Source organism: Pseudomonas sp. GB2N2 (genome assembly GCF_054897705.1).
In genome coordinates, this window is sequence record NZ_CM142701.1 from 2,539,462 (window position 1) to 2,555,268 (window position 15,807).

Annotated in this window: 11 protein-coding genes; 3 read left to right on the forward strand and 8 right to left on the reverse strand. The window is 59.2% G+C overall.

The annotated features are described in order from the left end of the window. Window positions 1–115: 115 nt before the first annotated feature. From topA to ACYZT4_RS11825, 5 genes are all read right to left on the reverse strand, one after another. Window positions 116–2,743 carry a type I DNA topoisomerase gene (topA, locus tag ACYZT4_RS11805; RefSeq protein ID WP_461987955.1) on the reverse strand — a complete coding sequence of 876 codons (2,628 nt, stop codon included), beginning with the start codon at window positions 2,741–2,743 and terminating at the stop codon, window positions 116–118. Between the two features lie 114 nt (window positions 2,744–2,857). Beyond that, entirely contained in the window at window positions 2,858–3,094 is a 237-nt protein-coding gene (locus ACYZT4_RS11810) for a DUF1653 domain-containing protein (RefSeq protein ID WP_461987957.1), read from the reverse strand. 100 nt (window positions 3,095–3,194) lie between these two features. Continuing rightward, window positions 3,195–4,370, reverse strand: coding sequence for an acetyl-CoA C-acyltransferase FadA (gene fadA, locus ACYZT4_RS11815; RefSeq protein WP_008028488.1), 1,176 nt, complete (start codon window positions 4,368–4,370; stop codon window positions 3,195–3,197). 32 nt (window positions 4,371–4,402) lie between these two features. Next, complete coding sequence (fadB, locus tag ACYZT4_RS11820) at window positions 4,403–6,550, reverse strand: fatty acid oxidation complex subunit alpha FadB (protein WP_461987958.1); 2,148 nt, start codon at window positions 6,548–6,550, stop codon at window positions 4,403–4,405. Window positions 6,551–7,086: 536 nt separating this feature from the next. Then, the gene (locus ACYZT4_RS11825; protein WP_461987960.1) at window positions 7,087–7,524 is read right to left on the reverse strand and encodes a hypothetical protein; all 438 of its coding nucleotides are present in this window, start codon (window positions 7,522–7,524) and stop codon (window positions 7,087–7,089) included. 104 nt (window positions 7,525–7,628) lie between these two features. Between ACYZT4_RS11825 and ACYZT4_RS11830 the strand changes: the two genes are divergently transcribed. Continuing rightward, complete coding sequence (locus tag ACYZT4_RS11830) at window positions 7,629–8,069, forward strand: universal stress protein (protein ID WP_461987961.1); 441 nt, start codon at window positions 7,629–7,631, stop codon at window positions 8,067–8,069. Window positions 8,070–8,150: 81 nt separating this feature from the next. On the opposite strand, the gene ACYZT4_RS11835 is transcribed toward ACYZT4_RS11830, so the two are convergent. Further along, on the reverse strand, window positions 8,151–10,070 hold the full coding sequence (locus ACYZT4_RS11835; protein WP_461987963.1) for an ATP-binding cassette domain-containing protein: 1,920 nt from the start codon (window positions 10,068–10,070) through the stop codon (window positions 8,151–8,153). A gap of 213 nt (window positions 10,071–10,283) precedes the next feature. On the opposite strand from ACYZT4_RS11835, the gene ACYZT4_RS11840 reads away from it, so the two are divergent. After that, window positions 10,284–12,212 (forward strand): transglycosylase SLT domain-containing protein, encoded by a 1,929-nt coding sequence (locus tag ACYZT4_RS11840; RefSeq protein WP_461987965.1) that lies wholly within the window; start codon window positions 10,284–10,286, stop codon window positions 12,210–12,212. A 130-nt stretch (window positions 12,213–12,342) separates the two neighbouring features. On the opposite strand, the gene ACYZT4_RS11845 is transcribed toward ACYZT4_RS11840, so the two are convergent. Continuing rightward, window positions 12,343–14,109 carry an ABC transporter transmembrane domain-containing protein gene (locus tag ACYZT4_RS11845; protein ID WP_461987968.1) on the reverse strand — a complete coding sequence of 589 codons (1,767 nt, stop codon included), beginning with the start codon at window positions 14,107–14,109 and terminating at the stop codon, window positions 12,343–12,345. 256 nt (window positions 14,110–14,365) lie between these two features. On the opposite strand from ACYZT4_RS11845, the gene ACYZT4_RS11850 reads away from it, so the two are divergent. After that, window positions 14,366–14,545, forward strand: coding sequence for a PA1571 family protein (locus ACYZT4_RS11850; RefSeq protein WP_461987969.1), 180 nt, complete (start codon window positions 14,366–14,368; stop codon window positions 14,543–14,545). 87 nt (window positions 14,546–14,632) lie between these two features. On the opposite strand, the gene pdxB is transcribed toward ACYZT4_RS11850, so the two are convergent. Beyond that, window positions 14,633–15,775, reverse strand: coding sequence for a 4-phosphoerythronate dehydrogenase PdxB (gene pdxB / locus ACYZT4_RS11855; protein ID WP_461987971.1), 1,143 nt, complete (start codon window positions 15,773–15,775; stop codon window positions 14,633–14,635). Window positions 15,776–15,807 lie beyond the last annotated feature (32 nt).

A 15,807-nucleotide genomic window follows, 5' to 3' on the forward strand; every position in this document is an offset into this window, starting at 1 on the left:
TGCTTCACACAGGCCGGACAGTGTCATGGATCACCCAAGCACACCGCAAGCCCAAAACAAAAAGGCCGCATGAAAACCTGAGGGTTGTCATGCGGCCTTTCAATTACAACGCTTTTTAAGCTTTGGCAGCCGGGCGCTTGTCTTCAACTTTCCACTTACCGCCGTCGTAGTACGCCTTCCAGCCAGTCGGTTTGCCGTCGACTTCAGTCTGCACGTACTGCTCTTTGGTCTTGCGGCTGTAACGGATCACCGCTGGCAGGCCATCCGGGTCCTTCTTCGGCGCTTCGCAGAGGAAGTGGTACTTCGGATCGATCTCGTCTTTGTGCGGCACGATCTCAATGACCAATGGCGCACGCGTCTCGCGGTTTTTCGGGAACTGACTGGCCGCCAGGAACAGGCCGGAAGCCCCGTCGCGCAGGATGTAGGTGTCGTTAACCTTTTCGCATTTCAGCTCAGGCATCTTCACCGGATCCATCTTCGGCGGCGCCGCGTCACCGCTTTTCAGCAATTTGCGGGTGTTCTTGCACGTCGCGTTGGTGCAGCCGAAGAACTTGCCGAAACGGCCCGTCTTGAGCTGCATCTCGCTGCCGCACTTGTCGCATTCCAGGCTCGGGCCTTCGTAGCCCTTGATGCGATAAGTGCCCTCTTCGATCTCGTAGCCAGCGCAATCCGGGTTGTTACCGCAGATGTGCAACTTGCGCTTCTCGTCAAGCAGGTACGCGTCCATCGCCGTGCTGCAGATCGGGCAACGATGTTTGCCGCGCAGCACCAGCGACTCCGACTCACCCTCGTCGTCCGCGGCGATTTCATCGCCCGGCACCAGGTTGACGGTGGCCTTGCAGCGCTCTTTCGGCGGCAGGCTGTAACCCGAGCAACCGAGGAACACGCCAGTCGATGCGGTACGAATCTGCATCGGGCGGCCGCAGGTCAAGCACGCAATATCGGTCATCACCGGCTGGTTGGCACGCATGCCGCTGTCCGGACTTTCGGCTACTTCGAGCTTTTTCTTGAAGTCGCCGTAGAACTCGTCGAGCACGTTTTTCCAGTCGCGTTCGCCTTGGGCCACGTCATCGAGGTTCTCTTCCATGCCGGCGGTAAAGCCGTAGTCCATGAGATTGGGGAAGCTCTCGGACAGACGCTCGGTAACGATGTCACCCATCTTTTCCGAATAGAAACGACGGTTGTGCAGCGCCACGTAGCCGCGGTCCTGGATGGTCGAAATGATCGCGGCGTAGGTCGAAGGACGACCGATGCCGCGTTTTTCCATTTCTTTCACCAGGCTCGCTTCCGAGTAGCGCGCCGGCGGCTTGGTGAAGTGCTGGGTCGGATCAAGCTTGATCAGCTTCATCGCGTCGCCCTGGGCCATGTCAGGCAATACGTCGTCATCGCCCGGCTTGGCGATTTGTGGCATCACGCGGGTATAACCGTCGAACTTCAGGATGCGGCCTTTGGCGCGCAACTCGAACTCGCCGGCACCGACGGTCACCGTGGTCGACAGGTATTGTGCTGGCAGCATCTGGCAAGCGAGGAACTGGCGCCAGATCAACTCGTAGAGCCGCTCTGCATCACGCTCCATGCCCGACAGCTTGCTTGGCTCGGTGTTCGCGTCGGACGGACGAATCGCTTCGTGAGCCTCTTGTGCGCCTTCTTTGCTGCTGTAGACGTTCGGGTTTTCCGGCAGGTACTTCTTGCCGAATTCCCCTTCAATATAGGTACGCGCCATCGTCACGGCATCGACCGAGAGGTTGGTGGAGTCGGTACGCATATAGGTGATGTAGCCGGCTTCGTACAAGCGCTGGGCCATCATCATGGTTTTCTTCACACCGAAGCCCAGGCGGTTACTCGCGGCCTGTTGCAGGGTGGAAGTAATGAACGGTGCCGACGGCTTGCTGCTGGTCGGCTTATCTTCGCGCTTGACGATGCTGTAGCTGGAAGCCTTGAGCTTTTCCAGCGCGGCCATGGCCTGGGCTTCGTTCAACGGCTTGAACGCTTCGCCTTTCTCGCGGGCCACGTCGAAGCGCACGGTCGCGCCCTTGGCGGAGCCGAGGTCGGCGTGGACTTCCCAGTACTCTTCCGGGTTGAACGCACGGATTTCGCGCTCACGCTCGACCACCAGCTTCACCGCAACCGATTGCACGCGACCGGCGGACAGGCCACGGGCGATCTTGGCCCACAGCAGCGGCGAAACCATGTAACCCACCACGCGGTCGAGGAAACGACGCGCTTGCTGGGCGTTTACACGGTCGATGTCCAGCTCGCCCGGCTTGGAGAAGGCTTCCTGAATCGCCTTCTTGGTAATTTCGTTGAACACCACGCGCTTGTAGCGGCTGTCGTCACCACCGATGGCTTCGCGCAGGTGCCAAGCAATGGCTTCCCCCTCGCGATCCAAGTCGGTTGCGAGATAGATGGTGTCAGCATCTTTGGCGAGCCGGCGCAGCTCTTCGATGACTTTCTCTTTGCCTGGGAGGATCTCGTACTTGGCTTTCCAGCTATGATCGGGATCGACGCCCATGCGCGAGACCAGCTGCTTGCGCGCCTTCTCTTTCGGCGTGAGCACCGGACCTTCACCCGCGGCGGCCTTGCCGCGCTTGGCGGCTGGCTCTTTGCTGGCGCTAGCCGAACCGCTGGTGGGCAGGTCTCGGATATGGCCGATACTCGACTTCACCACGTATTGGTTACCCAGATACTTGTTGATGGTCTTGGCCTTAGCCGGGGATTCCACAATGACCAGCGATTTGCCCATGGATCAGAAAATTCCTGAATTCTAGAAGTGAAAGGCGGTTGGCGCCTGACGCGGCACCGCTATATATAGTGGCTACAAGGTGAGGTCAAGCGCAGGGTTTTGCGCGTCCTCAGCTTATGGCTTGGAAAAAAGGCTCGGTTCGACCTGCACCAAAGCAAAGCGTGGCACCTGTTCGCCGTCAACCTCGACCGACTCCAGGAACATGCTCAAGGGACGCACCCAAAAGCCGTAATCGCCATACAGGGCTTGGTAGAAGACCACTTCTTCTTCCGTTTCCGAATGCCGCGCAATACTGAAAACGCGGTACTGCGGACCCTTGTAATGTTGGTAGAGCCCAGGTTGTATCGGCATGCTTTGGCCCTCACTCAAATCTTTTCAAAATAAAAACAAAAATAAATCCGGAAAAACAAAAAACCGGGGCACTTGGCCCCGGCTTCCGTCAACGGAACGGTTAGACGCGTTCGAAGACGGTGGAGATGCCTTGGCCGAGACCAATGCACATGGTAGCTACCCCGAAGGTGCCGCCATTTTGCTTCATCACGTTCAGCAGGGTGCCGGAGATACGCGCACCAGAGCAACCGAACGGATGACCCAAGGCGATTGCGCCGCCGTGCAGGTTAACCTTCTCGTTCATCTTGTCGAGCACTTTCAGATCTTTCAGCACTGGCAGCGCCTGTGCCGCGAAAGCTTCGTTGAGCTCGAAGAAGTCGATATCGTTAATCCCGAGACCCGCGCGCTTCAGGGCTTTTTGTGTCGCCGGTACTGGACCATAGCCCATGATTGCCGGATCCACACCTGCCACTGCCATCGAGCGAATCACCGCCAAAGGCTGGATGCCCAGGTCCTGTGCACGCTGCGCCGACATCACGATCATGCACGAAGCACCGTCAGTGATCTGCGACGACGTACCGGCTGTCACGGTGCCGCCCTTGGGGTTAAACGCTGGCTTCAAAGCGGCCAGGCTTTCCAGGGTGGTTTCCGGACGAATGGTTTCGTCGTAGTCGAACAGTTTTAGGAAACCGTTCTCGTCGTAGCCCTGCATCGGGATGATTTCGTCTTTGAACTTGCCTTCCACCGTCGCCTTGTGGGCGAGTTGGTGAGAGCGCACGCCAAAAGCGTCCTGCTGTTCGCGAGTGATGCCGTGCATTTTGCCAAGCATTTCCGCCGTCAGGCCCATCATGCCCGAGGCTTTTGCCGCGTACAGCGACATGTGCGGGTTCGGATCGACACCGTGCATCATGCTCACGTGGCCCATGTGCTCGACGCCGCCAACGACGAACACGTCACCGTTGCCAGTCATGATCGCTTGGGCGGCCGTGTGCAACGCGCTCATCGACGAACCACACAGCCGGCTGACGGTCTGGCCGGCAGCGGTGTGCGGGATCTGAGTCATCAGCGACGCCATGCGCGCGATGTTCCAGCCCTGTTCCAGGGTCTGGTTCACACAGCCCCAGATCACGTCTTCGACTTCGTTCGGGTCGACCTTGACGTTACGTTCCAGCAATTTGCTGATCAGGTGTGCCGACATGTCTTCGGCACGGGTGTTGCGGTGCATGCCGCCCTTGGAGCGGCCCATCGGAGTACGACCGAAGTCGACAATCACGACGTCTCTTGGATTCAAGCTCATAAAATTTCACTCTCGCTCAAAAGTTGGGACGCTTAACCGAAGAACCGTTGGCCGGTTTTGGCCATTTCACGCAGTTTTGCGGTCGGGTGGTACAGCGCGCCCAAATCAGCGTACTGGTCAGCCAGGGCAACGAACTCGGCAACACCGATCGAATCGATGTAGCGCAGCGCACCGCCACGGAATGGAGGGAAACCAATACCGTAGACCAGACCCATGTCGGCTTCGGCAGCGGTTTCGACAATGCCGTCTTCCAGGCAACGCACGGTTTCCAGGCACAGCGGGATCATCATCCAGTTGATGATGTCTTCGTCAGTGACTTCGCGCTGCTCGTAAACGATCGGCTTGAGCACTTCCAGCACCGACGGATCGGCGACTTTCTTCTGCTTGCCCTTCTTGTCGGTCTCGTAGGCGTAGAAGCCCTTGCCATTCTTCTGGCCCAGGCGCTTGGCTTCGTAGAGCACGTCGATGGCCGAGCGGCGATCGTCTTTCATGCGGTCCGGGAAACCTTCAGCCATCACGTCACGACCGTGGTGGCCAGTGTCGATGCCGACCACGTCCATCAAGTATGCCGGGCCCATTGGCCAACCGAATTTTTCCATGACCTTGTCGATACGGACGAAGTCCACGCCGGCGCTGACCAATTTGGCGAAACCGCCGAAGTACGGGAACAGCACGCGATTGACCAGGAAGCCCGGGCAGTCGTTGACGACGATCGGGTTCTTGCCCATTTTCTTGGCGTAGGCAACGGTGGTGGCCACGGCCAGTTCGCTGGACTTCTCGCCACGGATCACTTCCACCAGTGGCATCATGTGCACCGGGTTGAAGAAGTGCATGCCGACGAAGTTTTCCGGACGTTTGAGGGCCTTGGCCAGCAAGGTGATGGAAATGGTCGAGGTGTTGGACGCGAGGATGGTGTCCTCTTTGACCTTGTCTTCCACTTCAGCCAATACGGCTTGCTTGACCTTAGAATTCTCCACGACGGCTTCGACGACCAGATCCACGTGACCGAAGTCACCGTAGGACAGGGTTGGACGAATGCCGTTAAGCACTTCAGCCATTTTCGCGGCGGTCATGCGGCCTTTATCAACGCGGCTCACCAGCAGCTTGGCGGCTTCAGCCAGGCCTTGCTCGATACCGTGCTCGTTGATGTCCTTCATCAGGATCGGCGTGCCTTTCGAAGCCGACTGATAAGCGATACCGCCACCCATGATGCCGGCGCCCAGTACGGCAGCCTGCTTAACGTCACGGGCGATTTCGTCGTAGGCCTTGGCCTTTTTCTTCAGCTCCTGATCGTTCAGGAACAGACCGATCAAGCTCTGCGCAGCAGAAGTCTTGGCCAGTTTGACGAAACCGGCAGCCTCGACTTCCAGCGCTTTGTCGCGACCGAAGTTCGCAGCTTTCTGGATGGTCTTGATCGCTTCAACCGGCGCCGGGTAGTTCGGGCCCGCCTGGCCGGCGACGAAACCTTTGGCGGTTTCGAAAGCCATCATTTGTTCAATCGCGTTCAGTTTCAGCTTTTCCAGCTTCGGCTGACGCTTGGCCTTGTAGTCAAACTCGCCGGAGATGGCGCGCTTGATCAGTTCCAGAGCGGCTTCCTGGAGTTTCTCAGGTGCAACCACTGCGTCGACTGCGCCGACTTTCAGCGCGTCTTCAGCACGGTTTTCCTTGCCGGAGGCAATCCACTCGATGGCGTTGTCGGCACCGATCAGGCGCGGCAGGCGCACGGTACCGCCGAAGCCCGGGTAGATACCCAGCTTGACTTCCGGCAGACCGATCTTGGCGGTAACGGACATGACGCGGTAGTCCGCTGCCAGGCACATTTCCAGACCGCCACCCAGGGCGATGCCGTTGATCGCGGCGACAGTCGGGACATTGAGGTCTTCGAAATCGCTGAAAATCTTGTTGGCTTCGAGGTTGCCAGCGACAAGCTCTGCATCCGGCAGCTTGAAGTTCTCGACGAATTCGGTGATGTCGGCGCCGACGATGAAGACGTCCTTGCCGCTGCTGACGATCACACCCTTGATCGAAGCATCTGCCTTGATGGTGTCTACGGCCTGACGCAGTTCGTTCAGGGTTAGACGGTTGAACTTGTTGACGGACTCACCCTTGAGGTCGAATTTCAATTCGACGATGCCACTTTCAAGAGCCGTAACCGTGATGGCTTTACCTTCGTAAATCATCAACTGATCTCCACGATATGGAAGCTGAACAGTACACGTCGGACCCAGGCAAATGGCTTGGCAGGGACGTTAATCGTCAATGCTACGCCTATCCACCCGGCACACCCGCCAACGCGATAGTCGGGATTCTGTAGGAGCAGTCTGCAATGCAAACGCTCAATTCATACGCCCGTTTGATTTGGGTACGCCACCTTCACGGAATTTCCGACAATTGTCAATCGCCCAAAATACGGGTTGAAACGCGACTTTGCGGTCATTTCTGTAGGACGAAGGCCTGCAACACGCGGCTGCATGAGTAGACATTCATAGAATCAATCATTAGAAAAGTCGCCCTAATTCGCGGCAGCCTGTGTTTAACCGGCTACGCTGGCGGGGACGTTGAGAAAAATGTGAACGCTTTTGGCGAATGCCCAGCGTGAAATCAGCCCGCAGCGAATTACCGGCCTGCCTGGCCAACTCCAGCCCGATGTTGAATGTCGGGCTTTTTATTGCCCCTATTTCCGGTAAGGGGGGGGGGCAGCGGTGAGGGGCAGGGTTCAAGCGAGGGCTTTGAGGGTGGAATCGATTTGTTGCAAAACCGTCGCTGCGCCCTTTTCGCCCCAATACAATGTGATCATTTGCTTGTCCGCCTCGATCTTGTAGACGTTAGGCGGCAATTTTTCGAAATGATTGAGCAGCGCCTGATCCTCGCAGACCTCCTGCCACTGATTAACCCACACGCCCGGCGACTTCTGCCAGTAGATCCAGCACGCCGGCTGGTTACCGCGACGTGGCCGATGGTACTGCGCGCAAGGGCTTGGCGGTTCCTGGCTGAGCCAGTGCGGCCACTCCTGAGGCGCCAGTTGCATGGCCAGCCCGATGCGCCGCGCCTCCATGCGCAGGGCCATGCGCCCGCTCTGCCCACGGGACGGCCGCAACCATGCCAGCGGGCTTAGCACCACCAACAGGATTGACACCACTATCCAGACCGTCATATGTGTACTCCCGATTCTTGATGAGCGCTTTGAGTCACTTGGAAAACACCGCGCTTGAAACCAGCCATACTTACCAATATTGCAATCCTCAGGAGGAGCACCTCATGCCCTACAACCACATCCTGGTCGCTGTAGACCTGACCGAAGAGTGCGACCCTGTCATCCACCGTGCCCGCGAATTGTCGGTGAGCAACGGCGCGAAGTTGTCTCTTGTGCACATTGTCGAGCCGATGGCCATGGCCTTTGGCGGCGACGTGCCGATGGACCTGTCGCAACTGCAACAGCAACAGTTTGATCAGGCCAAGGAACGTCTGGACCGGTTGATCCTGAAGTATCCGGAACTCTCCAAGGAGTACAGCCACCTGACTTACGGCCAACCGCGCCAGGAGATTCACCATCTGGCCAAAGAACAGACCTGCGACCTGATCGTGGTCGGCAGCCATGGCCGCCACGGCCTGGCATTGCTGCTGGGCTCCACCGCCAACGACGTGCTGCACGGTGCGCCCTGCGATGTACTGGCGGTGCGCCTGGCCAACAAACACTGATCAATGTGGGTCTGCAGCGTTTTACAGATCATCCATACAAAAAGCCCGGCTAAATGCCGGGCTTTTTTGTTACTGGATCAATCACGCATCCAGCTCGGCCCAACGTTCGACCATTACGTCGTGCTCAGCCTGTAACTGCTCAAGCTGAGCAATCACCGCAGCCGTCTCCGCAGCAGGACGCTGGTAGAAACCGCCATCCGCCATCTGCGCTTCAACGGCAGCGATCTGCTGTTCCATGGCTTCGATCTGCGCCGGCAACATTTCCAGCTCGCGCTGCAACTTGTAGCTCAGCTTTTTCTTCGCCACCGGAGTTTCGACGGCCGCTGCGACTGGCGCAGGTTCCGCAGAGACCACAGCAGAGTTCAAGTCGGCCTTGCCGGACTTGCTCTCGGTCACGCCCAACAGGCGCGGCGAGCCGCCCTGACGCAGCCAGTCCTGATAACCACCGACGTATTCGCGAACCTTGCCTTCACCTTCGAAGACCAGGGTGCTGGTAACCACGTTATCGAGGAATGCCCGGTCGTGGCTGACCATCAGCACGGTACCGTTGAACGTCAGCAAGACCTCTTCCAGCAATTCGAGTGTTTCCACGTCGAGGTCGTTGGTCGGTTCGTCGAGGACCAGCAGGTTGGCCGGCTTGCTGAACAGTTTCGCCAGCAACAGGCGGGCACGCTCACCACCGGACAGCGCCTTGACCGGCGTGCGGGCACGCTGCGGGCTGAACAGGAAGTCGCCAAGGTAGCTCAGCACGTGGCGGTTCTGACCATCGATTTCGATGAAGTCGCGGCCTTCGGCCACGTTGTCGATCACGGTCTTTTCCAGATCCAGCTGGTGGCGCAACTGATCGAAGTAGGCCACGTCGATGCGCGTCCCCTCTTCCACTGTGCCACTGGTCGGTTGCAGCCCGTTGAGCATCAGCTTCAGCAGTGTGGTTTTGCCGGTACCGTTGGCGCCGAGTAGACCGATACGGTCGCCCCGCTGCAGGACCATCGAGAAATCCTTGATCAGGAACGGGCCGCCCGGGTGCGCGAAACTCACGTTCTCGAGGACCATCACCTGCTTGCCGGACTTGTCGGCAGTGTCCAGCTGAATGTTGGCTTTGCCGGTGCGTTCACGACGCTCGCTACGCTCATTGCGCAGGGCTTTCAGGGCGCGGACACGGCCTTCGTTTCGGGTGCGGCGAGCCTTGATGCCCTGGCGGATCCAGACTTCTTCCTGGGCCAGTTTTTTGTCGAACAGCGCGTTGGCAGTTTCTTCAGCCGCCAGCGACGCTTCTTTGTGCACGAGGAAACTGGCGTAGTCGCCATTCCAGTCGATCAAACCGCCGCGATCCAGTTCGAGGATGCGGGTAGCGAGGTTCTGCAGGAAGGAACGGTCGTGCGTGATGAACAGCACGGCGCCCTGGAATTCCTTCAACGCTTCCTCGAGCCAGGCGATCGCACCGATGTCCAAGTGGTTGGTCGGTTCGTCGAGCAGCAGCAGGTCCGGTTCGGAAACCAGGGCCTGGGCCAGCAGGACGCGACGACGCCAGCCGCCGGACAATTCGGCGAGGGTCTTGTCGGCCGGCAACTGCAGACGGCTCAGGGTGCTGTCGACCAGTTGCTGCAAACGCCAGCCGTCGCGGGCTTCGAGGTCGTGCTGGACGTGCATCAGCTTGTCCAGGTCGGCGTCGGTGACGATGTTCTGGCTCAGGTGGTGATACTGCGCAAGCAGTTCGCCAACACCGTCCAGGCCTTCGGCGACCACGTCGAACACCGTCCGCCCGTCGGCTACCGGCAATTCTTGCGGCAATTCGCCAATTTTGAGGCCAGGCGAGCGCCAAACGGACCCGTCATCGGGCTTCTGGTCGCCCTTGACGAGCTTCATCATGCTGGACTTGCCAGTGCCGTTGCGGCCGATGATGCACACCCGCTCACCACGGGCGATCTGCCAGGACACCTTGTCCAACAACGGCATAGCGCCGAAAGCAAGGGACACATCGCTGAATTTGAGCAGGGTCATGAGCTTCTCCAAAAACCGGGCGCGCATTCTACCTGACTTGAGGCTTCAGAAGGCCGGCAATTTCACCTTCGAGACACTCTGCATGACAAATGTTGCGAACTGATGCTGACGGGCCCGCAAAGCTTTCGCCCGTTGCTGGCAAAAGGCTAAGCTACAGATTATTCAGCGCGGGCATTGCTCGCACTTGTCACGATTTCTCTGCCCGGATGTCTCATGCGCAGTCGCCTTTTCAGTCTTTTGTCTTGTTTGCTTCTTTCCGCCACTGCCGCTCAAACCGTCCAGGCGGTTGACCTGTCCACCCAGCGCCAATATTACGATGAGGCCAAGCGTGCCCTGGCGAATGGCGACACCGGGCCTTATTTCCGTTACAGCCAGGCGCTCAGCGACTACCCGCTGGAGCCGTATCTGGCGTACGACGAACTGACCGCTCGACTGAAAACCGCGAGCAATGCCGAGATCGAGAAATTTCTCGCTGACCACGGTGACCTGCCGCAGGCCAACTGGATGAAACTACGCTGGTTGCGCTGGCTGGCCGATCGCGGCGACTGGGCGACCTTCGTCAAGTACTACGACCCCAAGCTTAATTTCACCGAACTGGACTGCCTCAATGCGCAATACCAGATCGGGCATAACCAGAAAGCTGAAGGCTACGCCAACGCCAATAAACTCTGGCTGACGGGTAAATCCCTGCCCGCCGCGTGCGATGGCCTGTTCGGCGCCTGGGCGGCTGAAGGCCAATTGACCGAAGACAAACGCTGGGAACGCACCAAACTGGCTGCTCAGGCGCGCAACTATCCGCTGGCGAACAGCCTGGTCAACGGCCTGACCACCCTCGCCCCACGCGGCCGTTTACTGGTGGACGTGGCGCAGAAACCGGAACTGCTCAACCAGCCATCACGCTTCATCCCCGCCGATGAGCCGATGTCCGATATCGTCAGCCTTGGCCTGCGCCGTCTGGCCAAACAAGACCCGGACAAAGCCATGGAGATGCTCGACGGTTACGCCAGCAGCATGCATTTCTCCCGCGATGAAAAAGTCGCGATTGCCCGGGAAATCGGCTTGACCCTCGCGCGCCGTTTCGACCCGCGCGCCCTGGACGTGATGACCAAGTACGACCCGGAATTGCGCGACAACACTGTGTCCGAATGGCGCTTGCGTTTGCTGCTGCGCCTGGCCCGTTGGGATGACGCTTATCAGCTGACCCGACGATTGCCGCAGGATTTGGCGACCACTAATCGCTGGCGTTACTGGCAGGCCCGCAGCCTGGAATTAGCGCAACCGCAAAATCCGGAAGCGCAGACGTTGTACAAAAACCTTGCCCGCGAGCGCGACTTCTACGGTTTCCTTGCAGCAGACCGCTCGCAGCAGCCGTACTCGCTGCTCAACAAACCCCTGGTGCTCAGCCAGGCGATCATCAATAAGGTGCGTAACACGCCGGGTGTGCGTCGTGCCCTGGAATTCCACGCACGGGGGCAGATCGTTGACGGTCGTCGCGAGTGGTATCACGTCAGCCGCCACTTTAACCGTGACGAAATGGTCGCTCAGGCCAAACTGGCCTACGATCTGAAATGGTATTTTCCGGCGATCCGCACCATCAGTCAGGCGCAATACTGGGATGACCTGGACATTCGCTTCCCGATGGCCCACCGCGAAACCCTGGTGCGTGAAGCCAAGGTTCGTGGGCTGCACTCGAGCTGGGTGTTCGCCATCACCCGCCAGGAAAGCGCGTTCATGGACGACGCCCGTTCCGGCGTCGGCGCCAGTGGCTTGATGCAACTGATGCCCGGCACCGCCAAGGAAACTGCGCGCAAGTTCAGCATTCCCCTGGCATCGCCACAGCAAGTGCTGGATCCGGACAAGAACATCCAGCTAGGCGCCGCGTACCTGAGCCAGGTGCACAGCCAGTTCAACGGCAACCGCGTCCTCGCCTCCGCCGCCTACAACGCCGGCCCGGGCCGCGTGCGCCAGTGGCTGCGGGGCGCCGATCACCTGAGTTTCGACGTCTGGGTAGAAAGCATTCCCTTCGACGAAACCCGCCAATACGTGCAGAACGTGCTGTCTTACTCGGTGATCTACGGCCAGAAACTCAATTCGCCACAGCCGCTGGTGGATTGGCATGAGCGGTATTTTGATGATCAGTGATCGCGTACGACTGTAGGAGCGAGCTCGCTCGCGATGATCGTCCACGATAACGCTGGGTTCCTGACATCCAGCGGCGTTCTGAGGTTCATCGCGAGCAAGCTCGCTCCTACAAGAAGTCTCGACCAGTGACTTATGCCGCCTCATGCCCATCGTTAAACTGCAACGCCGCCAGCCGCGCGTACAGCGCATTGCTCGCAATCAACTCCTGATGCGTGCCCACCGCCACCAGTTGTCCTTGATCCATCACCGCGATCCGGTCGGCGTTTTTTACCGTGGCCAGGCGGTGGGCGATGACCAGGGTGGTGCGGTTTTTCATCAGGCTGGGCAGGGCTTGCTGGATCAAGTGCTCGCTCTGGGCGTCAAGGGCGCTGGTGGCTTCGTCGAGCAGCAGGATCGGCGCGTCCACCAGCAGCGCTCGAGCAATGGCCAGGCGTTGGCGTTGGCCGCCGGATAATCCGAGGCCGCCGTCACCGAGGTGCGTCTGGTAACCGTTGGGCATCGCTTCGATGAAATCATGGGCGTAGGCGATTTTTGCCGCTGCCTGCACGTGCTCCAGTGTTGCCGCCGGATTGCCGTAGCGGATGTTCTCTTCGATGCTGCCGAAGAACAGCGCTGGGGACTGGGAAACCAGGGCGAAGCAACGGCGAAGGTCCAACGGATCGAGTTGAGTCAGCGGCACCCCGTCGAGCAGGATGCGACCTTCGGCGGGGTCGTAAAAGCGTAGCAACAAGTCATAGACCGTTGACTTGCCCGCACCGGAAGGCCCGACCAGCGCCAGCGTTTCGCCGGCCTTGACGGTCAGGTTCAAGCCATCGATGGCATAGCTTTCAGGACGCGACGGGTAGGAAAAGCGCAGGTTTTCCAATACCAGCTTCCCGCTCACCCGTTCCGGCAATGTCACCAGGCCCGTCGTCGGTGCCTGGATGATGTTCTCCGAACGCAACAATTCGGCAATGCGCTCGGCCGCCCCGGCGGCGCGCTGCAATTCGCCGATCACTTCGCTCAACGTGCCGAACGCGCTGCCGACGATCAAGCTGTAGAAGACAAACGCCGCCAGCTCACCCCCGGAAATCCGCCCGGCCATCACGTCCATGCCGCCGACCCAGAGCATCACGCCGACTGCGCCGAGCACCAGCACGATCACCAGGGTAATCAGCCAGGCTCGCTGCAGAATTCTTTTCCGGGCGGTGTTGAATGCCTCTTCCACGGTCACGGCAAATCGCTGTTCGTCCTGGACCTGATGGTTGTAGGCCTGCACGGTTTTGATCTGGCCGAGGGTTTCCGACACGTAGCTGCCGATATCGGCAATCCGGTCCTGGCTCAGTCGCGAGAGACTGCGCACCCGACGGCCAAAAATCAGGATCGGCGCAATCACCAGCGGCAACGCCACCACGACGATACTGGTGAGTTTGGGATTGGTGACAAACAGCAACACAATCCCGCCGATGACCATCAACAGGTTGCGCAGAAACAGCGACAACGAAGAGCCGATCACCGATTGCAGCAACGTGGTGTCAGCGGTCAGCCGCGACTGGATCTCGGAACTGCGATTGTCTTCGTAGAAACCCGGGTGCAGATACACCAGATGGTTGAACACCTGACGACGGATGTCGGCCACCACTCGCTCGCCGATCCACGACACCAGGTAAAACCGCGCAAACGTGCCGACTGCCAACGCCAGCACCAGCAGCATGAACAGACCAATGGTCTGGTTGAGCAAATGCGCTGACCGGGTCATGAAGCCCTGATCCACCAACAGCCGAATCCCCTGCCCCATGGACAAGGTGATGGCCGCCGTGACAATCAGCGCAAGCAACGCGCCGAGGGACTGCCAGCGGTACGGCACAAGGAATCGACTGGCCAGGCGAATCGCGCGACGGTGACGGGCAGAGAGCATTGGACGTTTCCATTCGCAAGTTAAAGGGCCAGCTATACCTGCTCAATGGGGCGGAACTCTGTAAATCACAATGAGTCAGGTTAATTATGACCGCAACGACCATACCCTAGACGCTATCGGTCTAAAGTCCGGGTGGCGGCGTCATGAAAATTCTGGTGGACTGTTATTGCCGCCCGAAAATGATCGCAGGGAGTTGTCACAGCCCGGTCACCTGGCGGTTCTACACTAGGCACACAACCTGATGAGGAGACAGGCAATGTCCTTGCAAAACAGCAGCGATGACAAGATTCAAGTGATCCGCACACAGCCAGACCAGTCTCTGGGTTGCTCAATCATTGACGAAAAAGGGCAAGAGGTACCGATCACTGAAGGCATGATCCAGGACGCCTGCCGCGAACTGGAGAAGCGATTGGTCAAGCCTGCCAAACAAGATTGATAAAGCCACCGTTTTCTTGACCCGGCCCGAATGGCCGGGTTTTTTGTGGGTGCTGATCGGGGTATCGCGAAGGAGTCGACTCGGTCTCTAGACAGCTGTTGCGCCCAACGCCGCCACAATCTTCAGCACCTCAGGCGCATCCCCCTCGACCCGCACCAGCAACCCATCGATCTCACGCCGCGCTGGATATTGCTTGCGCAGCAGATCAAACGCCGCACGCTGCTCATTCACGCTGCCTACAAGGCTGCGGCGAAAATCCGCGTCATCGCGGCGCGGGTCGTACACGCCCCGGCACAGCATCGCCAGCGCCCAGGCCGGATCGCTGTCTGCGTGCAAGGTCACCTGGGACAACCAGGGTGCCGGCAGCAGATCATTCAGGCTGACTTGCGCCGGTTGCCCGAGGAAATCGCAGTACGCCTGATAGATCTGCGCCGTCCCGCGCTGCTTGCCGTCGAGGCTGTAACCGGCAATGTGCGGTGTCGCCAGCACGCAGAGGTCGGCCAACGCCACGTCAACCTCAGGCTCGCCTTCCCAGACGTCCAGCACCGCTTGCAGGTCTTCGCGCTGCAGCAACACCTCGCACAGCGCAGCGTTATCCACCACTGGGCCACGGCTGGCGTTGATCAGCCAGGCGCCGGGGTTGAGCTGATTCAAACGGTGTTTGTCGAACAAGTGCCAGGTTGATCCGACGCCGTGTTTCGTCAACGGTGTGTGCAGGCTGATGACGTCGCACTGCTCGACGATCTGTTCGAGGCTGACGAAATCGCCTCCTTCAGCCGCCTCGCGTGGCGGATCGCAGACCAGCACGTTCCAGCCCAGCCCTTGCAGCACCTTGACCAGCCGGCCACCGACTTCGCCGGCACCGACCACGCCGTAAGTACGCCGGGTGAGATCGGCGCCTTCGATCTCGGCGAGAGTCAGCAAACTGCCCAGCACATAGTCGACCACGCCACGGGCATTGCAGCCGGGAGCGCTGGACCAGGTGATGCCGGCCTGTTGAAAGTAGTCAAGGTCCAGGTGATCGGTGCCGATGGTGCACGTGCCGACAAATCGCACCTTGCTGCCTTCAAGCAACGCGCGATTGACGTTGGTCACCGAGCGCACCAACAGCACGTCGGCCTGCTCGACGGTGGCGCGATCAATGGAGCGTCCCGGCACCCGGCGGATCTCACCGAAACCTTCGAAAAAGGCATCGAGCAGCGGGATATTTTCGTCGGCAACAATCAGCATGGCAGGCTCCTTTGGCGGATCGGCAGTGTAGG